Here is a 23,935-nt window from a genome sequence, read left to right on the forward strand (position 1 = left end):
GCGCGGCCGGCCTCCAGCAGCACCAGGTGGTCGGCCAGGCGCGCCACTTCGTCCGGCGAGTGGCTGACGTAGAGGATGGGGATGTCCAGCTCGTCGTGCAGGCGTTCCAGGTAGGGCAGGATTTCCGCCTTGCGCTTGAGGTCCAGGGCCGCCAGCGGCTCGTCCATCAGCAATAGCCGCGGGCTGGTCAGCAGGGCGCGGGCCATGCCCACCCGCTGGCGCTCGCCGCCGGACAGATGGCGCGGCATGCGTTCGAGCAGGTGGCCGATGCCCAATAGCTCGCAGGCCTGGTCCATGGCCACGCGGTGCTCGCGCGCCGGCACGCGCTTCATGCCGTAGCGCAGGTTGCGCCGCACCGACAGGTGCTCGAACAGGTTGGCGTCCTGGAACACGTAGCCGATGGCGCGCTTGTGCGGCGCCAGGAACAGGCCGCTGGCGCTGTCCTGCCAGGTCTCGCCGTTGACCACCAGGCGCGCCTCGCGCGGCCTTTCCAGGCCGGCCACGCAGCGCAGCACTGTGGTCTTGCCCGAGCCGGAATGGCCGAACAGCGCGGTCACCCCGCGGCCCGGCAGGTGCAGGTCGACGTCCAGGGTGAAGCTGCGGTACTCGAGCAGGAAGCGTGCTTGGATGTCTGCCGGCATCTCAGTTCCAGGCCGAATGGCTGCGGCGCGTGGAGTACAGCGCCAGCAGCACGAAGAAGGAGAACACCACCATGCCGCCGGCCAGCCAGTGCGCCTGGGCGTACTCCATGGCCTCGACGTGGTCGAAGATCTGTACCGAGACCACGCGGGTCTGGCCGGGGATGTTGCCGCCGATCATCAGCACCACGCCGAACTCGCCCACGGTATGGGCGAAGCCGAGGATGGCGGCGGTGACGAAGCCCGGCCGCGCCAGCGGCAGGACCACGCTGAAGAAGCTGTCCAGGGGCCCGGCGCGCAGGGTCGCGGCGGCCTCCAGCGGGCGCGTGCCGATGGCCTCGAAGGCGTTCTGCAGCGGCTGCACCACGAAGGGCAGCGAGTAGATCACCGAGCCCACCACCAGCCCGGCGAAGCTGAACGGCAGGCGCTGCCAGCCCAGCGCGTCGGTGAGCTGGCCCACCGGGCCGTGGGGGCCCAGGGTAACCAGCAGGTAGAAGCCGATGACCGTCGGCGGCAGCACCAGTGGCAGGGCCACCAGCGCGCCCAGCGGGCCCTTGAGCCACGAGCGGGTGCGCGCCAGCCACCAGGCGATGGGGGTGCCCAGCAGCAACAGGATCAGGGTGCTGACGGTGGCCAGCTCGAGGGTGAGCCGGATCGCCGTGAAGTCCGCCGCGGTCAGATGCATCGTTTTCCCTGTTTACAGCTCGTAGCCGTAGGCCTTGATCACAGCGGCCGCCTTCGGCCCCTTCAGGTAGTCCACCAGGGCCTTGGCCGCGGCGTTGTCCTTGCCCTTCTCGAGGATCACCGCGTCCTGGCGGATCGGTTCGTAGAGGTCGGCCGGGACTATCCAGGCCGAACCGCCGGTCACCTTGCCATCCTTGTAGATCTGCGACAACGCCACGAAGCCCAGTTCGGCATTGCCGCTGGACACGAACTGGTAGGCCTGGCCGATGTTCTGGCCCTCGACGAGCTTGCCGGCCAGCTTGTCCTTCAGGCCGAGCTTGTCCAGCACCTGGGTGGCGGCCAGGCCGTAGGGCGCGGTCTTCGGGTTGGCGATGGACAGGTGCTGGAAGCCGCCCTGCTTCAGCACCGCGCCCTTGGCGTCGACGTAGCCGTCCTTCGCCGACCACAGCGCCAGCTTGCCGATGGCGTAGGTGAAGCGCGAGCCGGGCACGGTGGCCTTCTCCTGCTCCAGCTTGGCCGGGGTGGTGTCGTCGGCGGCGAGGAACACCTCGAAGGGCGCGCCGTTCTTGATCTGCGCGTAGAACTGCCCGGTGGCGCCGAAGGAGGCCACCAGCTTGTGCCCGGTGTCCTTCTCGAAGTCCTTGGCGATGGCCTGGATGGGCGCGGTGAAGTTGGCCGCGACGGCGACCTGCACCTCGTCGGCCAGCGCCGCGTGGGCGGCCAGGCAGGCGGCCAGGGCCAGGGAAAGACGGGTGAATGCGTGTTTCATCGATGTGCTCCAGTGGTGGGTTGTCGTTCTATGTCTGCTGGCAGGCGATGAGCCCCCGCATCGCTGTGTTCAAAACTATATAGCGAGGCGCGTAACCGGGCCTGTCGCCAGGCCGAAATACGGCCCGCCTATCCATTCCCTGCGGCTCCGCGACTAGGCGGGTTCGACCTCCCCCTGCTGGAGCACGCAGTGTGGCAGCAGGTCCGAGGGTATCTGTTCGCCATGGACGATACGGGCGGCCAGCACCCCATCCTCCAGCAGCGGCGCGATGACGGCGCCAGGGCGCAGCTGGCGGATGCGCGGAAGGTTCCGCGAGTCATTCACCGTCACCACGGTGAGCGCGGGGCTGGCGAGCGTCCGCAAGGCGCGCAGCACGGACAGGTTGTGCGCATCGTCATCGAGCATCGCCAGCACGGCCACCGCCCGCTCCGCGCCCGCCCGCCGCAGCACTTCCGCGTCCCCGGGGTCGCCCCGCAAGCTGTCCGGGCCTTCCGCCGACGCCCGCGCGGGCAGCAGGCGGACCGCCGCCTGGCCCCTTGCGGTCAGTTCCCGCCAGGCGTTGAGGGCCAGGGCGCCGTCGCCGATGACGATGTAATGTTCAGCGCGCGTCATTCGCCGCGCCCCAGAGGCCGTCGAACGGCAGGAAGTTCAGCCACTCCCCCGCCTCGAAGGTCCTTCCCGCCGGGATTTCGAGCAGGCCGTCGGCCAGCGTCGCGCTCAGCAGGGTGCCGGAGCTCTGCCCCGGCAGCAGGCGGGCGATACCGTCTTCGATACGCACGCGCAGGTATTCCTGGCGGGTGCCCGCCTTGGGCCAGTCGAAGCCCACCGGCAGCGGCTGGCGCCTGGGCTGGACCGCGGCCACGCCCATCCGGTGCAGCAGGTAGGGCCGCACCAGCAGCAGGAAGGTCACCAGGGACGAGCCGGGGTTCCCCGGCAGCCCGATGAAAGGCGTCGCCTCCAGCTTGCCGAAGGTGAAAGGCTTGCCCGGCTTGATGGCCAGCTTCCAGAGCATCACCTCGCCCTGCTCGCGCAGGAGCTTGCCGATGAAGTCCGCCTCGCCCACCGAGACGCCGCCGGAGCTGAGGATCAGGTCGCTCGCGCTGCCTGCGGCGAGGGCCGTGCGGATCGCCTGCGGGTCGTCCCCGACGCGGCCCAGCTCCACGACCTCGCAGCCCAGGCGCTGGAGCAGCGCGCGCAGCACCGGGCGGTTGCTGTCATGGATCTGCCCGGGCGCGAGCGCCTGGCCCGGGGGGACCAGCTCGTCGCCGGTGGAAAGCAGCGCGACCCTCGGCCGCCGCACCACCGGCACGCTCGCGTAGCCCTGGGAGGCCAGAACCCCCAGGGACACGGGGCCCAGTACCCGGCCGGCGTTCAGCAGCGGTTCGCCGGCGGCGATCTCGTCCGCCTGCGGCCGGACGTTGGCGCCGGCCCGCGGCTGGCCTTCGACCCGTACGTGCTGGTCGTCCAGGCGCGTGCAGTTCTCCTGGATCTGCACGCAGTCGGCCCCTGCCGGCAACGGCGCGCCGGTGTAGATGCGCGCGCAGGTGCCGGGCTCCAGCGGCGCCGGCGCCTGGCCGGCGAAGATCGTCTGGGAGACCCGCAGCGCCCGTCCGTCCAGGTCGGCAAGCCTGAAGGCATAGCCATCCATGGCGCTGTTGGCCCAGGGCGGCGAGTCGATCCGGGCGAACAGGTCGCGCCCCAGCACGCGCCCATCGGCCCGGGCCAGCTCCAGTTCCTCGATGTCGGCGATGGGCGAAGCCTCCGCCAGGTCCAGCAACCGGCCCAGGGCTTCGTCGACCGGCATCAACCCCTTGGCTTTCATGGGCGCGGCCCGCAGGCATTGCCGGGCTTGAGGTGGGCGACGAAGTTGCAGGGGCGGTGCCGCGAATCGAGCTGCTCGACGAGGATGCCTTCCCAGGCGGTGCGGCAGGCGCCGGTGGAGCCCGGCAGGCAGCACACCAGGGTGCCGTTGGCCAGGCCGGCCAGGGCGCGGCTCTGCACGGTGGAGGTGCCGATATCGAGGATCGACAAGGCGCGGAACAGTTCGCCGAAGCCTTCGACCTGCTTGTCCAGCAGGCAGGCGACCGCCTCCGGGGTGCTGTCGCGGCCGGTGAAGCCGGTGCCGCCGGTGATCAGCACCACCTGCACCGCTTCCTCGGCGATCCAGGCGGCGACCTGGGCCCGTATCCGGTAGAGGTCGTCCTTGAGCAGCACGCGCGCCACCAGGCGATGGCCGATCTCGACGCAGCGGCTCGCCAGCAACTCGCCGGAAGTATCGGTTTCGAAAGTTCGCGTATCGCTGACGGTCAATACCGCGATATTGAGTGGAATGAATTCCGTATTCGGCTTGACGTTCACGCCCGTCGCTCCAGTTGGAAGTTTCCGCGCCAAACTAGAGATGAACGACCAGGCCGTCCAATCGATATGGCAAACCCCATGATCGGGGGCCTCTATCGGCAAATGGAGCGCGGCCCTGAAGCCGTTTTAAACCCCCATGCAATGCGTCGTTTCCGTCATAGAGGCGTCTTATCGACGGATCGGAAGAAGCGATTGGACGCTATTTGGCCACGTGCGTAACCTGAAAAACAGGCAACAGAATCCAAGGGTGCCGTGATGGTGCTGATCGACGAAACTCGAACCGATATATCCGACATCAATGCGCCGCCCGACCCCGCGCAAGCCTACAGTTATGTTGAGTTGGGCGAGAACTGGATAATCGGCGAGGCCGTACTTGCCCGGGAAACCGCCCTGGCCATCAGTTACAACGGCATCAGTCAGGCCGTGATGATGGTATCGCCCGGCAATATGGAAGATTTCGTCAGGGGCTTCAGCCTGACCAATGAAATCGTCACTTCCCTGGATGAAATCCACGATATAAAAGTCAGCCGTTCCGGCGAGGCGTACCTGGCGCAGGTCGAACTGGCCAACCGCGCCTTCTGGGCGCTGAAGGGCCGCCGCCGGCAGTTGGCTGGCACCAGCGGTTGCGGCATCTGCGGCGTCGAGGCGCTGGACCAGGCGCTGCCGGCGCTGACCCCGCTGCGCTTCGCGCCGCTGCCGGAGGCGAGCCTGCTGGAAGGCCTGCGCGAGCGGATCGGCGTCGCCCAGACGGCCGCCCGCGGCAGCGGCGCCCTGCACGCCGCCCTGTACCTCGACGGGCAGGGCGAGGTACGCCTGTGCCGCGAGGACATCGGCCGGCACAACGCCCTGGACAAGCTGATAGGCGCCATGGCCCAGGCGCGCGTCGACCCCGCCGAGGGCTTCGTCGTCGTCACCAGCCGCTGCGGCCTGGAGCTCGTCCACAAGGCGGTGCGCGCCCGCATCGGCACCCTGGTCAGCCTCTCGGCGCCCACCGCGCTGACCGTGGAATGGGCGCGCCGCAACCAGCTCAACCTCATTCACGTCCCCCACCGCAGCCTGCCCAGGCTCTACAGCCCGGCGCCCTGACAGGCGCGCCCCGGAGTCTCGATGAACCAACCCCATGAGTCGGCGGCGACGCTGACCCACCTGGACAACCGTGGCCATGCCCGCATGGTCGATGTCACCGCCAAGCCCGACAGCCAGCGCGAAGCCGTGGCCGAAGCCTGGATCAGGATGAAACCCGAGACCCTCGAGCTGATCCTCGAGCAGGGCCACCCCAAGGGCGACGTCTTCGCCACCGCGCGGATCGCCGGGATCATGGCGGCCAAGCGCACCCACGAACTCATCCCGCTGTGCCACCCGCTGCTGCTCAGCGCGGTCGGCGTCGAGCTCAAGCCGGTGCGGCCGGACTCGGTGCGCATTGTCGCGACCTGCCGCCTGAAAGGCGCCACGGGAGTGGAGATGGAGGCCCTGACGGCGGCCAGCGTCGCGGCCCTGACGCTCTACGACATGTGCAAGGCCATCGACCGCGGCATGCAGATCGACTGGGTGCGCCTGCTGCGCAAGGCCGGCGGCCGCTCGGGCCTGTACCAGGTGGAGGATGCGCGATGATCCGGCTGCAGTACTTCGCCCGCTACCGGGAACTGCTCGGCAGCGAGGGCGAGGCCCTGCCCTGGCAAGGCGCCCTGGCCACGCTGGAGGACATCCGCGAACTCCTGGCGAACCGCGGCGGCGCCTGGGCCGAGGTATTCACCCAGGCCAATATGATGTGTGCGCGCAACCAGGAACTGTGCGCCCTGGACGAGCCGGTCGCCGACGGCGACGAGGTGGCGTTCTTCCCGACCGTGACGGGTGGCTGAATAGCCGGCCGAGTGGACGGGCAGCGCGCCGGCGCCGCCCGTCCCTGCGTCCTCAGGTCCCGGTTTCCTCCGCCCCCGCGGGCGGCGCCGGCGGTTCGGCCGCCTCGGGCTTGGCACCGCCCTTCTCCAGCGTCACCTTGCCGGCCTCCTTGTCGTAGCCCAGCGCGACGCTGTCCCCGGACACCACCTTGTCGCCGAGGATTTCCCGCGCCAGCCGCGTCTCCACTTCCTGGCGTATCTGCCGCTTCAGCTCGCGGGCGCCGAACTCGGGCTGGTAGCCCACCTCGACCAGGTGGTCGACCAGGGCATCGTCGACCGTCAGGGTGATGTCCTGCGCCGCCGCCGTGCGCACCACCCGCTGCAGCTGGATGCGGACGATGGCGCGGATGTCGTCGCGGGACAGCGCATGGAACACGATGATGTCGTCGACGCGGTTGAGGAACTCCGGACGGAAGTGCCCCTTGAGCACGCCCATCAGCTCGTCGCGCAGCGCCTTGTCGTCCATGCGCTCGGCCTCGGGGCGCTCGAGGTTGTCCATGATGATCGAGGCGCCGAGGTTGCTGGTGGCGATGATGATGGTGTTGCTGAAGTCCACCACCCGCCCCTTGCCGTCGGTGAGCCGGCCGTCGTCGAAGACCTGCAGCAGTACGTTGTTGACGTCGGGGTGGGCCTTCTCGATCTCGTCCAGCAGGATCACGCTGTACGGCCGCCGGCGCACGCGCTCGGTCAGCTGGCCACCCTCGTCGTAGCCGACGTACCCCGGCGGCGCGCCGATCAGCCGGGCCACGGCGTGGCGCTCCATGTACTCGGACATGTCGATGCGGATGATCGCCTGCTCGTCGCCGAACACGCTCTCCGCCAGCGCCTTGGCCAGCTCGGTCTTGCCCACCCCGGTCGGGCCGAGGAACAGGAAGGTGGCGATGGGACGGTGGGCCTGGCCCAGCCCCGCGCGCGACAGGCGCACGGCGTCGCTGACCGCCACCACCGCGTGCTCCTGGCCGATCAGGCGCTGGCGCAGCGTTTCTTCCATCTTCAGCAGCTTCTGGCGCTCTTCCTGGGTCAGCTCCGCCACCGGGATGCCGGTCAGCCGCGAGACCACCTCGGCGATGGACGACGTGGTCACCTCCAGTGTCTCGGAGCCGGTCTTGCGCTCCCAGGCCTCGGAGCGTTCATCCAGCTGCGCCTGCTTCTCGCCGATCAGTTCCTCGAAGCTCTTGGCCTCGTCGAAGCGCTTGCGCGAGGTCGCGTAGTCCTGCTCGCGCTTGAGCTGGGCGATCTCCGCCTCCAGCTCCTGGATGTCCGCCGGCCGCGAGGTGGCGCCGATGCGCACGCGGGCGGCGGCCTGGTCGATCAGGTCGATGGCCTTGTCCGGCAGGAAGCGGTTGGTGATGTAGCGGTCGGCGAGCTCCGCGGCGGCGACGAAGGCGTCGTCGGCGAAGGTCACCTGGTGGTGGGCCTCGAGCTTGTCGCGCAGGCCCCTGAGGATGACGATGGTCTGCTCCACCGTGGGCTCGGGGACGAACACCGGCTGGAAGCGGCGTTCCAGCGCGGCGTCCTTCTCGATGTACTTCTGGTACTCGTTGAGCGTGGTGGCGCCGATCAGGCTCAGCTCGCCGCGGGCCAGGGCCGGCTTGAGCACGTTGGCGATGTCGAGCCCGCCCTCCTCGCCGCCCTGCCCGGCGCCGACTATGGTGTGCAGCTCGTCGATGAACAGCACCAGCTCGTCATGCTTGGCCGTGACCTCGTCGATCAGCTGCTTGGCCCGCTCCTCGAACTCGCCACGGTACTTGGCGCCGGCGACCATCGAGTTCAGGTTCACCTCGACCAGGCGCTTGCCGCGCAGCACTTCCGGCACGTCGCCGTTGACGATGCGCTGGGCCAGCCCCTCGACGATGGCCGTCTTGCCGACGCCGGGCTCGCCGATCAGCACGGGGTTGTTCTTCTTGCGCCGGGCCAGCACCTCGATGGCGTTCTCGATCTCCTGGGCCCGCCCCAGCACCGGGTCCAGCTTGCCCTGGCGCGCCAGCTGGGTGAGGTCACGGCCGAACTTGTCCAGCGTCGGCGTGCCGCTGGGCGTATCCACCCGGCCGTCCTCGGCGCCCTTGCCGACTATCTTGACCACCTTCTGGCGCAGCGTCTCCGGGGTCACGCCGTATTTCTTCAGCAGCGTGCCGGCCAGGCTCTCGGGCACCGAGGCCAGGCCGATCAGCAGGTGCTCCGGGCCGACGTAGGAATGCCCCAGGTCCCGCGAGGCCTGGAAGGCCAGCTGGAAGGCCTTCTTCAGGCGCGGCGAGATGGTCATGCGGTCGACCGGCGCATCGGGCGAGGCGTTGCCGGTCTGCGCATGCTGGTCGATGTAGCCCTTGATGTCCTGCGGCGACAGCTTCAGCTCCTTGAGCAGGGCGGACACCACGTCGGTATCGGCCAGCACGTACAGCAGGTGCTCGGTATCCAGCTCGTTGCGCCGGAGCTCGTGGGCCTTTTCCGCGGCGCGCTGGAGTATCTCCAGGGTCTGGGCGCTGAAGGCGTCGGTGGCGTCGACCGACTCGCGGGGCACTTCGGCGGCCATGCCGAACCCCTCGCCCTCGTCGCCCGCGCCACCGCCGAAGCGGTCGAAGAAACGCGAAAGCCCGCCGCCCCCCAGCAGCGAGTCGAACGGATTCAGCATGCTCTGGTGCCGCATCAGCTGGCGGTAGTCGTGGTCGCAGATCGACATCGACTTGCGCTCGCCATTCTGTACGACGGTCACGCGGGCGACAGCGGGTCTCGCATTACAGATTTCACAGAGATTCGCCATGATGAACTCTCTCCACGGAACAAGTGGGCGCTTGTAATCGAGCGGCCGCATCTCCAGCAGCGAATAGCCATGAATGAGTTCAATAACGAACCCCAAGTCCTGGCATACGCTGTTTTTTCGAAACGAAAGAGACAGGAAAACTCGAAAAGCAGTAACGGCTATTACACCGTCCGTTCACCATAGTCCGGGAAGTGGGAGGGTGCCAGACGAAATCGACGGTAGCCAAACAACGAAAGATGATAAGCAGCCGCGCCATAGTGACGAAACGGCGAAGTAACGCGGAACTATCCGGAAAAGATGACGAACATAACTTTCACAGTGCCTGTCGATGAATGAAAAACTGCACTGCGACAGGCGAGAACCATTGCGGCGAAGTGACTCGCCGCAATGGTTCGGGAAAGTTACTGGAAAACCGCGCGAACACGGAAGTTATTCGGCGAGCGATTCCAGCAGGTCCGCGGAGGGCACGAAGAACAGGCTGCCGGTCACTGCGCGGCTGTAATCCAGCAGGCGGTCGTAGTTGCCCGCCGGGCGGCCGACGAACATGTTCTGCAGCATTTCCTCGATGGGCTCGGGCGAGCGGGCATAGCCGATGAAATAGGTGCCGAACTCCCCTGCCCCCGGCCGGCCGAACGGCATGTTGTCGCGCAGGATCTTCACTTCCTTGCCGTCCTTGACCAGGGTGGTGAGGGAGCTGTGCGAGCAGCTCGGCTTGACCGCCTCGTCCAGCTCGATGTCGGACAGCTTGGTGCGCCCGATGATGCGCTCCTGGGCCTCGACGGACAGCTGGTTCCAGCCGGCCATGTCATGCAGGTACTTCTGCACCAGGACGTAGCTGCCGCCGGCGAAGCCGGGGTCCTCGTCGCCGATCAGGGTGAAGTGGGCCGCCTCGCGGCCCGCCGGGTTCTCGGTGCCGTCGACGAAGCCGACCATGCTGCGCATGTCGAAATAGCGGAAGCCCTGGACTTCGTCGACCACCTCCACCGCCTTGCCCAGGCGCGTGACCATCTGCGTCGCCAGTTCGAAGCACAGGTCCATCTGGTCCGCGCGGATATGCAGCAGGATGTCGCCCGGCGTCGAGACGGCGACGCGCTCGCCGGAGCCTATTGCGCGGAAGCTGTGCAGCGCCGCCGGGCGGGGCGCGCCGAACAGCCTGTCCCAGGCGTCGGAACCAAAGCCCATGACGCAGGAAAGATTGCCCGCCGGCGCCCGCTTTCCAACCGAGCGCACCAGGGCGGCGATATCCCCGCACAAGGCGCGCACGGCAGCATGGTTTTCCTCGCCGGAAACCAGTGTCGCCACGAGAAAGATCGCACTACTGGTGATTGGACTATCGACGGCCTGGGGAATGGGGAGTTCTTCTGTCATTTTGCTTGGCAACTACCATCACGGTTGGGCGATCGAGACTACCAGATATTACCGGGCGCATGATAATGCGCCATCGAAGTGTCGAATTGATTTCACCCGGGAACAAAGAAAGGGGGGGCCGTCCGTACCCCCGAGTATCTGTTGGCCAACTGTCTCAGTTGACTTCGGAGCGCATCACCCGCACCGGAACGGACTTATAGGAAGGTGTTCCGCTGTCCACGTCGATGTAGTCCAGCGGCACCAGTCTATTGGCTTCGGGATAGTACGCCGCAACCGAACCGGCGGCGATCTTGTACTCGATGGCGGTAATCTTCTCGTAACGAAGTTTGCGCCCCGCGGTGATGGTTTCTATATCCACCAGGTCGCCATGTTCCAGCCCCCTGGCCGCCAGATCGTCCGGGTTCATGAAGAGCACGTCGCGCCGCCCGAAGACGCCGCGGTAGCGATCGTCCATCGCATAGATGGTGGTGTTGTACTGGTCGTGGCTGCGGATGGTCACCAGGCGCAACACGTCCTCGCCCTCCACCACCTTGTCTTCGTGCAGGCCGGGGAAGACGAAGAACTCGGCCTTGCCCGAGGGCGTATCCCACTTGCGCTCGGTCGGCGGCAGCGGCATGCGGAAACCGCCCGGGATGCGTATGCGGGCGTTGTAGTCGTCGAAGCCGGGCACGGTCTTCTCGATCAGCTCGCGGATCCGGTCGTAGTCGGCGACCAGCTCCAGCCAGGGCACCTTGCTGTCCGGCAGCGTGGCGTTGGCCATGCCGGCGACGATGGCCGGTTCGGAGCGCAGCACGTCGGAGGCGGGCTTGAGCTTGCCGGCCGAGGCGTGGACCATCGACATGGAGTCTTCCACGGTCACCGATTGCGGCCCGCCTTCCTGCACGTCGAGTTCGGTCCGCCCCAGGCAGGGGAACAGGAAGCTGTGCTTGCCCACCAGCAGGTGCGTGCGGTTCAGCTTGGTGCCGATGTGCACGCTCAGCTCCAGCTTGCCCATGGCCGGGAAGCACTGCCCGGGGTCGGGCAGCGCCACCGCGAAGTTGCCGCCCAGGCAGATGAGGGCCTTGGCGCTGCCGTCGATCATCGCCTGCATCGCCTGCACGGCATCGTGGCCGTGCTCCGCCGGCGGCTTGAAGCCCAGCACCTGCTCGATCCTGCCCAGGAAGGCGCCCGACGGCTTCTCGGTGATGCCCACCGTGCGGTTGCCCTGGACGTTGGAGTGGCCGCGCAGCGGGCAGATGCCGGCCCCGGGCTTGCCGAAGTTGCCGCGCAGCATCAGCAGGTCGCAGATGAGCCTGACGTTGGCGGTGCCTTCGTTGTGCTGGGTGATCCCCATCCCGTAGGTCACGATGGTGGCGTTGGACTTGGCGTAGGCCGCCGCGACCATTTCCAGGTCGGACTTCTTCAGGCCGCTGGCGGCTTCGATGTCCGGCCACTGGGTCGCGTGCAGGTCGGCCACCAGCGCGTCGAAGCCGACGGTGTGGTCCTTGATGAATTCATGGTCGAGCGCGCCGCCCAGGTTCTCCTCGATCTCCAGCAGCGCCTTCATGATCCCCTTGATCGCCGCCGCATCGCCCCCCGCCTTGACCATGAAGTAGGAGGACGCGATGCGCGTGGAGCCGTAGGTGGCCATCTCGATCATGTCCTGCGGGTCGGCGAACCGCTCCAGCGCGCGCTCGCGCAGCGGGTTGAAGACCATGATCGGCACCTTGCGCCGCGACGCCTCGTGCAGCGTGCCCATCATCCGCGGGTGATTGGTCCCGGGGTTGTGGCCGATGGAGATGATGAGTTCGCAGGTGTCGAAGTCATCCAGCGAAACGGTGCCCTTGCCGATGCCGATCGAGCGCGGCAGGCCGACGCTGGTCGGCTCGTGGCACATGTTCGAGCAATCCGGGAAGTTGTTCGTGCCGTATTCCCGGGCGAACAGCTGGTAGAGATAGGCCGCCTCGTTGGAGGCCCTGCCCGAGGTGTAGAACTCGACTTCGTCGGGCTGCAGCCCGCGGAGTATCTCGCCGATGCGGGCGAAGGCGGTTTCCCATTCGATGGGCTGGTAGGTGTCCGAGGCCCGGTCGTACACCAGTGGGTGGGTGATGCGCCCGAGGTCCTCCAGTTCGTAGTCGGTGCGGTGCAGCAGGGAAGCGACCGGGTGGTTGGCGAAGAACTCGGGGGTGACGCGCTTGCTGGTGGCCTCCCAGGTCACCGCCTTGGCGCCGTTCTCGCAGAACTGGAAGGTGGACCGGTGTTCCTTGTCCGGCCAGGCGCACCCGGGGCAGTCGAACCCGGCGGGCTGGTTGGTACGCATCAGGGTGATGGGCGCCTTGAGGGTATCCATCTGTTCCCGGACGGCCGTGGCCGTCGCCTTGAGAGCGCCCCAACCACCAGCGGGACCATCGTATTTACGAACACCAGGTACCTTGCGTCGAATAGTCATGATCGCTCCATATATACGAGCATGCCGGTAGTTGGGCATGGATCGATGGTTGTATATGTTCAGCCGCTATAGCGATTATCTTTCCGCGCTATAGCGATATTGCCTTGCGCGCTACCCTCCCGAGAAAACAAAACTTCTTTCTTTCAAGAAGAAACCATCGCCGCCAGTCAACGAAAAACTGGCGCCTGTTACATGACTTGTCGAACGGGATCAACAAGAAGTTGCGAGAAAAAATAGCTTGCCCATGCCGCGGGATCGTGCTCTAGAATCTAAGCGGCGCACTTCCGAGATGTCAAGGCAAACAACGAGAGTTGCACAGGCGCAGGCGGGCACTTAGTTAGCTTGCTTTGTCCCCGACACTCTTCGTCGAACTTTCCCTCCACTCCGCGAGGCAGAGAAAGCATGGACACATACAGTTCGACCGCAATTGATCTGGCCCGTCTGCAGTTTGCCTTCACCGTTGGCGTCCATATCGTCTTCCCGGCCATCACCATTGGCCTCGCCAGTTTCCTGACAGTACTCGAAGGGCTTTGGCTTAGAACCGGAAGAGATGTCTACCGGGATCTTTACAGCTTTTGGGTAAAGATCTTCGCGATCAACTTCGGCATGGGCGTCGTTTCCGGACTGGTGATGGCCTATCAGTTCGGCACCAACTGGAGTCGCTTTTCATATTTCGCCGGCGGTATTACCGGGCCGTTGCTGACTTATGAAGTTCTGACCGCCTTCTTTCTCGAAGCGGGCTTTCTCGGCGTGATGCTCTTCGGCTGGGAGCGCGTCGGCCGCGGCCTGCACTTCTTCGCCACCGCCATGGTCGCGCTGGGCACATTGATTTCCACCTTCTGGATATTGTCCTCCAACAGTTGGATGCATACGCCGCAGGGTTTCGAGATCGTCGATGGGCGGGCGGTGCCGGTCGACTGGCTGGCGGTCATCTTCAACCCCTCGTTCCCCTTCCGGCTCGCGCACATGGCCATTGCCGCGTTCCTCGCCACCGCCTTCTTCGTCGGGGCCTCCGGGGCCTGGCACCTGCTGCGCCGCAGCACCGACCCGGCCGCCCGCACCATGCTCTCCATGGCGGCCTGGATGGCGCTGCTGGTCGCGCCCATCCAGGCGGTGGTCGGCGATGCCCACGGGCTCAATACCCTCGAACACCAGCCGGCGAAGATCGCGGCGATCGAGGGCCACTGGGAGAACGTTCCCGGCGAGCCCTCGCCCCTGATATTGGCCGGCTGGCCCGACATGAAGGCGGAAAAGACCCACTTCGCCATAGAAGTTCCAATGCTCGGCAGCCTTATTCTCACCCACAGTCTCGATCGCCAGATTCCCGCATTGAAATCATTCCCGCCGGAAGACAGACCCAATTCCACGGTCATTTTCTGGACCTTCCGGATAATGGTCGCCATGGGACTTCTGATGATACTTACAGGGTTCTGGAGTTTGTACTTGAGATGGCGCGGTAAACTCTACGATTCCCCGCTGTTCCTGAAGTTCGTGCTCTGCATGGGCCCCTCGGGGCTGATCGCACTGCTGGCCGGCTGGGTAACTACCGAAATGGGCCGCCAACCCTGGGTGGTCTACGGCTACATGCGCACCGTCGATGCCGCCTCGGCGCAAACCACCGCGCAAATGACCATCAGCCTGGTACTTTTCGTGCTCATCTATTTTGTGCTGTTCGGCACCGGCATCGCCTATATGCTGAAACTCGTACATAAAGGGCCGCAGCCCCACGATGCGGAACATCCCATCGAAGGCGGCGCGGGCCAGATGCGTACGCCTGCACGTCCATTGTCGGCATCCGACGACCGTTGACCCGCAAGCATTTCAAACTTGAGGAGCGAATAACATGGGCGTCGATCTCACACTGATCTGGGCATTGATCATCATCTTCGGCATCATGATGTACGTCATCATGGACGGTTTCGACCTGGGCATCGGCATTCTTTTCCTGGCGATAAAGAACAAGGAAGAACGCGACGTCATGATGAATACCGTCGCCCCCGTATGGGACGGCAACGAAACATGGCTGGTATTGGGCGGCGCGGGCTTGTTCGGTGCCTTCCCATTGGCCTACTCGGTATTGCTCAGCGCGCTCTATCTTCCCCTGGTGCTCATGTTGCTGGGGTTGATATTCCGCGGCGTGGCCTTCGAGTTCCGCTTCAAGGCCAGCGACAGGAACCGCCACTGGTGGGACAAGGCGTTCATCGGCGGCTCCATCGTGGCCACCTTCGCCCAGGGCGTGGCCCTGGGCGCCTTCATCGACGGCATACCGGTGGCCGACAACGCCTACGCCGGCGGCAGCCTGGACTGGCTGGCGCCCTTCCCGATCTTCTGCGGCTTCGCCTTGCTGGTCGCCTACGCGCAGCTGGGCAGCACCTGGCTGATCATGAAGACCGAGGGGCAGCTGCAGGCGGAGATGTACCGCTACTCGTCCTACTTCATCTGGATACTGCTGTTCGCCATCGCCATCATCAGCGTCTGGACGCCCCTGTCGCACCCGCAGATCGCCCAGCGCTGGTTCAGCCTGCCGAACCTGATCTACTTCCTGCCGGTGCCGGCGCTGCTGCTCTTCAGCTTCTTCGCCACCCTGATCACCCTCGCCCACCGGGCGACGGTGACGCCCTTCATGCTCACGCTGCTGGTCATCTTCCTGGGCTACAGCGGGCTGGGCATCAGCGTCTGGCCGAACATCATCCCGCCGGCGGTCTCCATCTGGCAGGCGGCGTCGCCGGTGCAGAGCCAACTGTTCGCCCTGATCGGCGCCCTGTTCATCCTGCCCTTCATCCTGATGTACACGTCCTGGAGCTACTACGTGTTCCGGGGCAAGGTGAAGGTCGGCGAGGGCTACCACCACTGATGCCCCGGGCCCGGCGCCGGCAGCCACTCGCTGCCGGCCCAGGCTAGGCCCGTGCGCGGGCCCCCGCCCCCTGCCCCGTGGACGGCAGCGCCCACTGGAAGCACGATTTGCCCAGGGCCTTCGCCACCAGCATGGCCGAATCCGCGGCCAGGACCAGCCCGTCGGCCTGCTGGCCATCGCGGGGGAATTCGGCGACACCGATGCTGACGCCGATCTGCAGGTCCGGGAACTCCTCCAGCAGGCTGGCTTTCGCCACCCCCAGCAGCCGTTCGCACAGCGCTTCGACTTCCGTGCCCGTGGCGCCGGTGATCAGCGCGAACTCATCCCCGCCCAGCCGCGCGAGAAGGTCCCCGTTCCTCACCGTCCGGCTCCATCGGTTGGCGACCCCCTGCAACAGGCGGTCACCCACGGCGTGGCTGTGCAGGTCGTTCACCTGCTTGAAGCCGTCCAGGTCCAGGTAGAGCAGGGTCAGCGACTTCTTCTGGTGCCCCGCCGCCGACAGCGCCTCGCGCAGCGACAGGTCGAAACCGCGCCGGTTGAGCAGCCCGGTCAGCACGTCGTGGCCGGACGCGTATTCAAGGCTCGACAACAACTTCGAACGGGTCTTCATGGTGCGGTGCATGCGCACGGCGACCAGCACCAGAAAGAACAACTGAAGCGAACTCAGGCAGGCGCCCAGAACAAAACATGCAAAGGACTTGATGCCCAGGGCCTGGCCATGTAGCCAGATGAATATCAGAAGCCCGGCCATGGTCGCCCAGGAGAACAGCGACACCCCCAGAAGTGCATTGAACTGATGACGAAGATGGCGGACCAGACTTTCCTGACTAACCTGCAAGACACAACCCCTGGTAAGAATCTCTAGCGCAATTGATCGTCAACCAATTGAAATACTTGAATCATGCGGACGAACGGCGGCACATGGCCCGCGCACTATCCGCATGGCGACGAAACATCTACGAAAGCCCTGGAAGAAAAGCGTGCGAAGACTCAGTGGGGCCACTGAATCCAGAGGTCGAGCAAGGCTCTTTGGCTAATTCCCCGCAAAGCGGTTACTTCTTCTGCAGCCAGCCGTCGACGACATCGCCGCCATATTCCGCCTTCCAGGCCTTCAGAACTTTATGGTTGCCGCCCTTGGTCTCCACGACTTCCCCGCTGTGCGGGTTCCGGTAGACCTTGACCGCCCGGGCGCGACGCTTGGGCCGCGCGCCCCGGCCGCCGCGCGGGCCCGCTTCGCCGAGCGCCTGTGGGTCGAGGATGGCGGTCACGTCGTGCAGCGACTTGCCATATGCCGCCATCAGTTCATTCAGTTTCCGCTCGAACTCGATTTCCTTCTGAAGATTGACATCGTTCTTCAGCGACTCCAGATGGGCGATCTGTTCAGCGAGCGCTTTCTCTACAGCGCGAAATTCTGCCAGCTTGGACATGGGAAACCTCTTCAACAAAAGTTTTTCCAATCGAAGAATATACCGGACAAACTCTGCGAATCCAAACACCTGAAGTGCTGAAACCATACATTCGGATATGCCTGCCGAACCATAAGGCAGGCCTACAGGGAAATCACCTCGTTTTCAATCTTCATTCCAGGCACGCTCATTCGATACGGCGATATCGCATATCCGCTGGCAGCCCATCCGGCTCAAACTACGCGTCCCTGGCCTGGGGCCTTGTGAACATACCTGCCGATACGATCTTGTTCTCTGCAGGCGGGTGGAAACTGCATTTTCGTAGTGTCAGGTATAAGCGGAATACTTGAAGCAAGTTCTATCCGGCTATCGACCGGAATGTTCACGGTTGCGTTGCAACATGGAACGATCCGCAGCCATCCCCCACCCTGACCTGCCGGTTCCATGCGATGCCCGTTTCCCCTGTGGCTGGCGGTCGTTCGCTCGGCTGGCCGCCAAGCTGTATAGTCAATCTATACCTGGCAACTATAATCTGTAGCTATTGAGATAATTGGAGCGTGAGTCCGACGCTACCGATCTTCAGCCGCCAGGCCCTGGCCGAGAACCTTGTCCGCGACCTGGCCGGCGAATCCCTGGCCGACTATGGCTCCGGCATGTTCCTGGCCGCTCCGCGGCGCACCGGCAAGAGCACTTCCTGCGCAACGACCTCGTGCCCGCGTGTGAGCGTCGGGCTGGCAACCCATCTACGTCGACCTGTGGGTGGACCGCGAGAGTGACCCCGCCGACCTGATAGCGGGTGCCATCGCCAAGGTGCTGGCCGAGCACGAAAATACCTTCACCAAGGCGGTCCGCAAGGCCGGCATCGAGAAGAGTGGAAGGCCAGCCGGGGTGAATACGCCCTGGAAGACTCGTCCATGGCGCAATGGCTGACCTGCAACAAGCGGGAGGTCGGGTGAGCGCACAGCTACCCGCGGTCTGACCGGGCAGCGCCGCCCTGCCCTCGCCTCACGCCATCGGCTTGTCGTCGACGCGGTCCCGGGCGGCGCGGGCGGCCAGGGCGTCGAAGGTGCCAGCCGTCAGTGCCTCCTCGCCCTGCTCGTCGAGCAGCCGGCGGAACACCAGGTGCTCCGGGAAGCTGCGGCCGATCAGCGTCAGCAGGCGCAGGCCGCGGTCGGTCAGCTCGAAGTTGTTGCCGGTGCCGCCGTGGTCGCGCGGCCGGTCCTGGATGAAGCCGCCATCGAACAGCACGCCTTCCAGGTCGCCCGCCACGCGCTTGACGTGGTCGACGCTGCCTTCCAGGGGCTCGCCCCGGGCGATGCGTTCCTCGGCCACTTCCTCGCCGTACTCGCGGGCCTTGTAGGGTTCGTCGGCGCATTGCTGGGCGTGCAGCAGCAATTGTTCGATCAGGTCCCAGTCGTAGCTCATGGCGTGTCTCCCGCGTGGGTCGATGGCTTGCCGGCGTTCGCCGCCGGTCCTGCCTGTTGCGACTGCCGGGCCGGCCGGGGGTTCGAACGCACCGAGCAACGGCGCGCCTTTTCCGTTGGGCAATTCTTTCGAACTCATCGCCGCCAGGGGTTCCAAACCCTGGTGAGTGCCGCGCCGCGAAGCGTGGCCAGCCACCGCGCCCGCGTGGCGCTTCCGCGAAGGAGCCCGACCATGAGTACGAACCTGCAAGGCAAGAAGGTCCTGATCATCACCGCCAACGCCGGCATCGAGCGCGACGAACTGCTGCGCCCATTGCAGGCCCTGAAGGAGCAAGGCGCCAGCGTCACCCATGGCAGCGTCAAGGGCGGCGAGGCCCAGACCTGGCTCAAGGACAGCGAGAAGGACCTGAAGGTGACCTCCGATGCCCGTCTCCAGGGCCTGAGCGCCGCGGACTACGATGCCCTGGTGATTCCCGGCGGCACGGTGAACGCCGACACCCTGCGCCAGGATGCCGATGCGCAGCGCCTGGTCCGCGAGTTCTCCGAAGCCGGCAAGACGGTCGCGGCCATCTGCCATGGGCCCTGGCTGCTGATCGACGCCGGCGTGGTTTCCGGCAAGACGCTGACCTCCTATTCCAGCGTGCGCACCGACCTGGTCAACGCCGGGGCCGACTGGGTGGACGCCGAGGCCATGGTCTGCCCGGCCCAGGGCTGGACCCTGGTCACCTCGCGTAACCCCAACGACCTGCCGGCCTTCGACGAGGCCATCGGCAAGGCCCTGCAGGCGGCCTGACGCCCATTCACCGAAGCAGACGGAGGGACAGCAGATGAGTACACAGAACCTGGGCCGCTGGGAGCGGCTGTTCTCGGTGGCCCCGGGCCTGGCCGGCGTGCGCAACGGTTTCCGTCGCGGCGGCCGTGCCGCGCCGGCGACTGCGCGCGGCCCTCGTTGCAGGTGCCCCATGGGAAGGAAGAATTCGGCGAAATGCGCGGGCAGGCGATGCAAAAGGACAAAAAGAAGCGCCCCGTCCCTGGGGCCATAAGTAAGGGGAGTTCGCCCGAATCATTCAGGCAGAGCGCCAGGGGCTGCGCAAGCCATGTTCGAAATATCGAGCCTATAAAGTCGATTCCTGCATATTGCATGAAGAAGGCGCAGCGGCAGGCCGCATCATGCTGATATCAAGGTAATGCCACTCATCCCGAAACCCGCTGAATACGCGGCCTACGGATAATCCCCCGATTTCCCTGCTCTGCCTCGTATTCATAATTTCAACCGATTCCTTTTTTCGCTTGAGTCATCGTGGTCAGAGGATTACTTTTCCAGATCTTCCGCAGCACTCTTCCCCGGCTGTCTTCGGGGCCTTCCCTCCTGTCAGGTTGTTCCCCCCTCCATGCGAACCCTATTGAGTCCCGCGCAGCAGCAGGCTGCGGTGGCGGAGTTTCTTCTCCGCGTTCCCGCCCTGGCGCGGGAGATCAAGCGCTCCCGCCTCGAGGAAAACGAGGACGAACAGGCCTACCGCCTGCGCAAGGGCTGGGCCGAGCTGTGCATCCACGCCCGCTGCATGGGCATGGAGCCCTGGCTGTTCGCCCACCTGCTGATCGGCACACCGGCCGAACAGATAGAGCGCCTGAAGACTTCGCACAACCCGCTACTGCCCGACTGAACCGGCCGTTCCCGCTCACCCGCCCTGTTCCGTCGAGCCGGGCGGCTGGGCCAGGCCGCGGGGCCCGGCGATGCCCCAGATGGCCAGGCCCAGCACCGGGAAAATGGCGATCAGCAGAGCCCACAGGGCCTTGGCATTCACGCCCTTGTCGCTGCGGAACACGCCGACGATGGCCCACAGGTCCAGCAGCACGATGATCACCGCGGCGGCGATCAGCATCAGGGATACGAACGTGGTCATGGCGCACCTCCTCGGCTCGTTCGATGTCTGCGGTGGGCCGGCCCGCGCGGCCAAGGTTCCATCGCCTGGACCGGCGCCGCGGCGACCTACCGTTCGTCCCGGTGGCTGAACGTGGCCACCGCCCCCCAGTCCTCCGAGAGACCGCCGGCCGCATGCCCGCGGGCATCCACCGACCGACAGGAGGACTGGCACATGGGTTGGAACGACCATCGGGACGCCGCGTTCACGGCTGCGCTGCGGCAGCTGTTCGCCCAGGGCAGCCTGGAGCCGGACAGCCGCGAGGAGATACTCGCCCGCTACATCCTCGAACACGGTTTCGCCGCGCTGTCCGAGGAGCAGCAGCAACGCTTCCGCGACGAGCTGCTGCCGCGGCTCAAGGAGGTGTCCGGGGCCACCGTCCTGCCGATGGACATCCCCCTGCAGGAAACCACGCCGCCGCCCGCCGGCGGCATCAACGACCCGGGCAACGAGGACCCCGGCTCGCTGCTGGAAAGCGAACGGCCGGACGACCCCACCAAACATTCCCGCTGACGGCCCGCCGCAACGGAAGGAGGCTCATCGATGATCCCGTTCACGACCCTGCTGACCCAACCGAAACATGCCTGGGGCGACCTCAGCGCCAGCGTCGACCGCCACCCGCGGGCCTTCGTGCCGCTGTGGCTGGCCCTGCCGCTGATCCCGGCGGTCTGCCTGTTCATCGGCACCACCCAGGTGGGCTGGCAACTGCCGGGCAACGACCAGGTGCAATACCTGAGCGCCAGCAGCGGGGCGCTACTGGCGCTGTGGTGCTACCTGGGCTTTCTCTGCGGGGTGGTGATCATGGCCTACCTGGTGCGCTGGGTGCTGTTCCGCACCGAGAGCCGGCCGGACATCGGCCGCAGCATGGCCTTCACCACCACCATCGCCGTGCCGCTGATGCTGGCCGGGGTGGTGGCGCTGGTGCCCTACCGCTGGGTGATGCTGCTCGCCGCGGCACTGGCCACGGCCTGCTCGGCCTTCCTGCTGTTCAGCGGGCTGCCGGTGTTCATGCACCTGCGTCGACGCTCGGCGGTGTTCTACGCTTCGTGCATCCTCGGCTTCGGCTTCCTGGCGCTACTGACCACGGCCTTCGCCTTCCTGGAACTCTGGGGGCAGAGTATGGCCGGCAGCGGCGAATACCTGGAGCAGTGAGTGCGGCGGCGGCAGCGGCTCCTCCGGGGGTTGCTGCATGGGCACTTCCTCGGGGAACTCCTCGGGCACCTGGCTTTCCCGGTCGGGAAGCGTCGGCGGCTGCTCGGGCTGGGGCCGCTGGAGCTGTATGAAAGGGACCATGGCGTACCTCCTTGGGCAAGGGTGGCTGTCACCCTTGCTTTGGACGTGCCGCGTCAGTTTGGTTCGGTTTTTCCGGCCTCGGCCTGCACCTCCACCAGCAGCGCCAGCAACTGCTCGCGGTCGAAGGGCTTGGCCAGGCGCCGCAGTGACGCGGGGCAGCCTTCCAGGCGTGCCGGGTAGCCGGTCATCAGCACGCAGCACAGCGTCGGGAGCGCCTGCCGGGCGCGCTGGATCAACTGCATGCCGTCCAGGTCGGGCATCGCGTAGTCGGTCAGCAGCAGGTCGAACGCCTCTCCCTCCTTCGCCAGCAGCTCCAGCGCATGCTGCGAGGAGTCGGCGCGGCGCACTTCGCAGCCCAGCTCCAGCAGCAGGGCCGCGGTGCCGGTCAGCACCAGCGGGTCGTCGTCGACGATGAGCACGCTCAGTTCCACCCTTTCCGGCATAGCCGCCTGGGCCGCAGTTTCCTGGGCGTCCTCTTCGCCGTCCGCCGCAGGGAGCACCGCCGGCAGCCAGATTTCCGCGGTGGTGCCCTGCCCCGGCGCGCTGTGCAGCATCAGCGCGCCGCCCTGCTGCTGGGCTATGCCATGGACGATGGACAAGCCCAGGCCGGTGCCCTTGCCAGTGGCCTTGGTGGTGTAGAAGGGCTCCGCCGCCCGGCGCAGGGTCTCGGCATCCATGCCCTGCCCCGTGTCGGAGATCGCCAGGCACACGTAGTCGCCGCCGGCCAGGTTGGTGCGCTGGCCGTCCAGCAGCGTCTCGTTGCGCGCCGAGATGGTGATGGCTCCGCCCTGGGGCATGGCGTCGCGGGCGTTGGTCGCCAGGTTGATGATCGACAGCTCCAGCTGGTTCTGGTCGCTCATCATCCGGTTCAGGTGCAGGGGGAAACGCGTCTCGATGGTGATGGTCGGCCCCAGCGAACTGAGCAGCAGCTCGCTCATGTCCTGCAGCAGCGTCGGCAGCTCGATCGGCTGCGGGAACAGCCGTTGCTTGCGGGCGAAGGCGAGCATCCGCTGCGTCAGCTGGGCGCCACGGCGGGTGGCCTCCAGGGCGTTGCGCCAGATGTCCTGGACGCGCTCGGCGTCGGCCGGCAGGTGCCGGTGCAGCAGTTGCAGGCCGCCGATGATCACCGTGAGCAGGTTGTTGAAGTCGTGGGCGACGCCGCCGGTGAGCTGCCCCAGGGACTCCATCTTCTGCGACTGGATCAGCTCGTTGCGCGCCCGCTCCAGCTCCTCCTGGGCATAGCGCTTGTCGGTGATGTCGCGGGTGATCTTGGCGAAGCCCAGCAGGGTACCGGCGTCGTCGTGGACCGGGTCGATCACCAGGTTGGCCCAGAAGCGGCTGCCGTCCTTGCGCACCTGCAGCCCTTCCTCCTCATAGCGTCCCTCGGCCAGGGCGATGTTCAGGCTGCGCTCGGGTACGCCGTCGTTGCAATCCTCGGCGGTGTAGAAGCAGGAGAAATGCCGGCCGATGATCTCCTCCGGACGGTAGCCCTTGATCCGCTGCGCCCCGGAGTTCCAGCTGGCCACCCGGCCGTCCGGTTCAAGCATGTACAGCGCGTAGTCGGACACGCCGTTGACCAGCAGGCGGAACTGTTCCTCGCTGCGGCGCAGCGCCTGCTCGGTCTCGTGCTGGGCGGTGCGGTCACGGGTGATCTTCACGTAGCCCAGCAGCTCGCCGCTGTCGTCGCGCACCGCGTCCATCACCACGTGGGCCCAGAAGGTCGATCCATCGCGGTGCAGCCGCCAGCCCTCGCTTTCGTAGCGCCCCTCGCGCGCCGCGGTGGCCAGCGCCCGCTCGGGCAGCCCCGCCTTGCGGTCGGCGGGCGGGTAGAAACAGGAGAAATGCCGGCCGATGATCTCGCGGGCCTCGTAGCCCTTGAGCCGTTGTGCCCCGGAACTCCAGCTACCGACCAGGCCGTTGGGGTCGAGCATGTAGATGGCGTAGTCCGTCACCGCCTCCATCAGCAACCGATAGCGGGCGTCCTCCACCAGTTGCGCGTTGCTGGCGATCGTTCCTGACATGGCGTTCCTCCACCGAATCGCTTCAGCAAAGCACAGCTTCGCGGGGCGTACCTCATCGGCCGCCAAAAGGGGCCCGCCGGGTGGAAAGTCTGAACCCGCCCCGCCAGGCCCCGT

At 66.0% G+C, this 23,935-nt stretch carries 23 protein-coding genes and 1 pseudogene; 10 read left to right on the plus strand and 14 right to left on the minus strand.

Features of this window, described 5'->3' with window-relative positions; all coding sequences use genetic code 11:
* From modC to moaB, 6 genes are all read right to left on the minus strand, one after another.
* The coding region (modC, locus tag DK254_RS21225) for a molybdenum ABC transporter ATP-binding protein (RefSeq protein ID WP_109935805.1) at positions 1–641 on the minus strand (641 nt) is incomplete at its 3' end.
* Position 642: 1 nt separating this feature from the next.
* Positions 643–1,323 carry a molybdate ABC transporter permease subunit gene (gene modB, locus DK254_RS21230; RefSeq protein ID WP_109935355.1) on the minus strand — a complete coding sequence of 227 codons (681 nt, stop codon included), beginning with the start codon at positions 1,321–1,323 and terminating at the stop codon, positions 643–645.
* Positions 1,324–1,335: 12 nt separating this feature from the next.
* Entirely contained in the window at positions 1,336–2,091 is a 756-nt protein-coding gene (modA, locus tag DK254_RS21235) for a molybdate ABC transporter substrate-binding protein (protein WP_109935356.1), read from the minus strand.
* 153 nt (positions 2,092–2,244) lie between these two features.
* Positions 2,245–2,703, minus strand: coding sequence for an NAD-binding protein (locus tag DK254_RS21240; protein WP_109935357.1), 459 nt, complete (start codon positions 2,701–2,703; stop codon positions 2,245–2,247).
* Complete coding sequence (gene glp / locus DK254_RS21245) at positions 2,690–3,913, minus strand: gephyrin-like molybdotransferase Glp (RefSeq protein ID WP_256595919.1); 1,224 nt, start codon at positions 3,911–3,913, stop codon at positions 2,690–2,692. The genes DK254_RS21240 and glp overlap by 14 nt, the downstream gene beginning before the upstream one ends.
* Entirely contained in the window at positions 3,910–4,449 is a 540-nt protein-coding gene (gene moaB / locus DK254_RS21250) for a molybdenum cofactor biosynthesis protein B (RefSeq protein ID WP_109935359.1), read from the minus strand. The genes glp and moaB overlap by 4 nt, the downstream gene beginning before the upstream one ends.
* 255 nt (positions 4,450–4,704) lie before the next feature.
* Between moaB and fdhD the strand changes: the two genes are divergently transcribed.
* From fdhD to DK254_RS21265, 3 genes are read left to right on the plus strand one after another with little or no spacing between them, the layout of a single operon-like run.
* A complete protein-coding gene (fdhD, locus tag DK254_RS21255) occupies positions 4,705–5,535 on the plus strand; it encodes a formate dehydrogenase accessory sulfurtransferase FdhD (RefSeq protein WP_109935360.1) in 831 nt (276 codons plus the stop codon).
* A 21-nt stretch (positions 5,536–5,556) separates the two neighbouring features.
* Complete coding sequence (moaC, locus tag DK254_RS21260) at positions 5,557–6,060, plus strand: cyclic pyranopterin monophosphate synthase MoaC (RefSeq protein ID WP_109935361.1); 504 nt, start codon at positions 5,557–5,559, stop codon at positions 6,058–6,060.
* On the plus strand, positions 6,057–6,308 hold the full coding sequence (locus DK254_RS21265) for a MoaD/ThiS family protein (RefSeq protein WP_109935362.1): 252 nt from the start codon (positions 6,057–6,059) through the stop codon (positions 6,306–6,308). Before moaC ends, DK254_RS21265 begins: the two co-directional genes overlap by 4 nt.
* Before the next feature lie 52 nt (positions 6,309–6,360).
* Here DK254_RS21265 and DK254_RS21270 read toward each other — a convergent pair whose 3' ends face one another.
* From DK254_RS21270 to DK254_RS21280, 3 genes are all read right to left on the minus strand, one after another.
* Positions 6,361–9,105, minus strand: coding sequence for an ATP-dependent Clp protease ATP-binding subunit (locus DK254_RS21270; RefSeq protein WP_109935363.1), 2,745 nt, complete (start codon positions 9,103–9,105; stop codon positions 6,361–6,363).
* A gap of 429 nt (positions 9,106–9,534) precedes the next feature.
* Positions 9,535–10,473 carry a Dyp-type peroxidase gene (locus tag DK254_RS21275; RefSeq protein WP_109935364.1) on the minus strand — a complete coding sequence of 313 codons (939 nt, stop codon included), beginning with the start codon at positions 10,471–10,473 and terminating at the stop codon, positions 9,535–9,537.
* 154 nt (positions 10,474–10,627) lie between these two features.
* Positions 10,628–12,901 carry an FdhF/YdeP family oxidoreductase gene (locus DK254_RS21280; RefSeq protein WP_109935365.1) on the minus strand — a complete coding sequence of 758 codons (2,274 nt, stop codon included), beginning with the start codon at positions 12,899–12,901 and terminating at the stop codon, positions 10,628–10,630.
* A 402-nt stretch (positions 12,902–13,303) separates the two neighbouring features.
* On the opposite strand from DK254_RS21280, the gene DK254_RS21285 reads away from it, so the two are divergent.
* Complete coding sequence (locus tag DK254_RS21285; RefSeq protein WP_109935366.1) at positions 13,304–14,710, plus strand: cytochrome ubiquinol oxidase subunit I; 1,407 nt, start codon at positions 13,304–13,306, stop codon at positions 14,708–14,710.
* Between the two features lie 34 nt (positions 14,711–14,744).
* On the plus strand, positions 14,745–15,755 hold the full coding sequence (cydB, locus tag DK254_RS21290; RefSeq protein ID WP_109935367.1) for a cytochrome d ubiquinol oxidase subunit II: 1,011 nt from the start codon (positions 14,745–14,747) through the stop codon (positions 15,753–15,755).
* A 43-nt stretch (positions 15,756–15,798) separates the two neighbouring features.
* On the opposite strand, the gene DK254_RS21295 is transcribed toward cydB, so the two are convergent.
* Together DK254_RS21295 and DK254_RS21300 are read right to left on the minus strand one after the other, a co-directional pair.
* Positions 15,799–16,593 (minus strand): GGDEF domain-containing protein, encoded by a 795-nt coding sequence (locus DK254_RS21295; protein ID WP_109935368.1) that lies wholly within the window; start codon positions 16,591–16,593, stop codon positions 15,799–15,801.
* Between the two features lie 214 nt (positions 16,594–16,807).
* Complete coding sequence (locus tag DK254_RS21300) at positions 16,808–17,182, minus strand: histone-like nucleoid-structuring protein, MvaT/MvaU family (protein WP_109935369.1); 375 nt, start codon at positions 17,180–17,182, stop codon at positions 16,808–16,810.
* A 536-nt stretch (positions 17,183–17,718) separates the two neighbouring features.
* On the opposite strand from DK254_RS21300, the pseudogene DK254_RS21305 reads away from it, so the two are divergent.
* Positions 17,719–18,031 (plus strand): annotated as a pseudogene (locus DK254_RS21305) (hypothetical protein); the annotation flags it as partial.
* 135 nt (positions 18,032–18,166) lie between these two features.
* On the opposite strand, the gene DK254_RS21310 reads toward DK254_RS21305, so the two are convergent.
* Positions 18,167–18,586: a transcriptional regulator gene (locus DK254_RS21310; RefSeq protein ID WP_109935370.1), complete on the minus strand. Its 420-nt coding sequence runs from the start codon at positions 18,584–18,586 to the stop codon at positions 18,167–18,169.
* Positions 18,587–18,817: 231 nt separating this feature from the next.
* On the opposite strand from DK254_RS21310, the gene DK254_RS21315 reads away from it, so the two are divergent.
* Together DK254_RS21315 and DK254_RS21325 are read left to right on the plus strand one after the other, a co-directional pair.
* Positions 18,818–19,378 (plus strand): type 1 glutamine amidotransferase domain-containing protein, encoded by a 561-nt coding sequence (locus DK254_RS21315; protein ID WP_109935371.1) that lies wholly within the window; start codon positions 18,818–18,820, stop codon positions 19,376–19,378.
* Positions 19,379–19,976: 598 nt separating this feature from the next.
* Positions 19,977–20,249, plus strand: a complete 273-nt coding sequence (locus DK254_RS21325; protein WP_109935372.1) for a hypothetical protein — start codon at positions 19,977–19,979, stop codon at positions 20,247–20,249.
* A gap of 15 nt (positions 20,250–20,264) precedes the next feature.
* On the opposite strand, the gene DK254_RS21330 is transcribed toward DK254_RS21325, so the two are convergent.
* A complete protein-coding gene (locus DK254_RS21330) occupies positions 20,265–20,489 on the minus strand; it encodes a PLD nuclease N-terminal domain-containing protein (protein WP_109935373.1) in 225 nt (74 codons plus the stop codon).
* A gap of 192 nt (positions 20,490–20,681) precedes the next feature.
* On the opposite strand from DK254_RS21330, the gene DK254_RS21335 reads away from it, so the two are divergent.
* Positions 20,682–21,020, plus strand: coding sequence for a hypothetical protein (locus DK254_RS21335; protein WP_089393166.1), 339 nt, complete (start codon positions 20,682–20,684; stop codon positions 21,018–21,020).
* Between the two features lie 30 nt (positions 21,021–21,050).
* A complete protein-coding gene (locus DK254_RS21340; RefSeq protein WP_089393167.1) occupies positions 21,051–21,659 on the plus strand; it encodes a Yip1 family protein in 609 nt (202 codons plus the stop codon).
* Positions 21,660–21,853: 194 nt separating this feature from the next.
* Here the strand turns inward: DK254_RS21340 and DK254_RS21345 are convergent, their stop codons facing one another.
* Positions 21,854–23,821: a PAS domain-containing sensor histidine kinase gene (locus DK254_RS21345; RefSeq protein ID WP_109935374.1), complete on the minus strand. Its 1,968-nt coding sequence runs from the start codon at positions 23,819–23,821 to the stop codon at positions 21,854–21,856.
* Positions 23,822–23,935: the final 114 nt, after the last annotated feature.

The organism is Pseudomonas sp. RW407 (assembly GCF_003176655.1).
Classification (GTDB): domain Bacteria; phylum Pseudomonadota; class Gammaproteobacteria; order Pseudomonadales; family Pseudomonadaceae; genus Pseudomonas; species Pseudomonas delhiensis.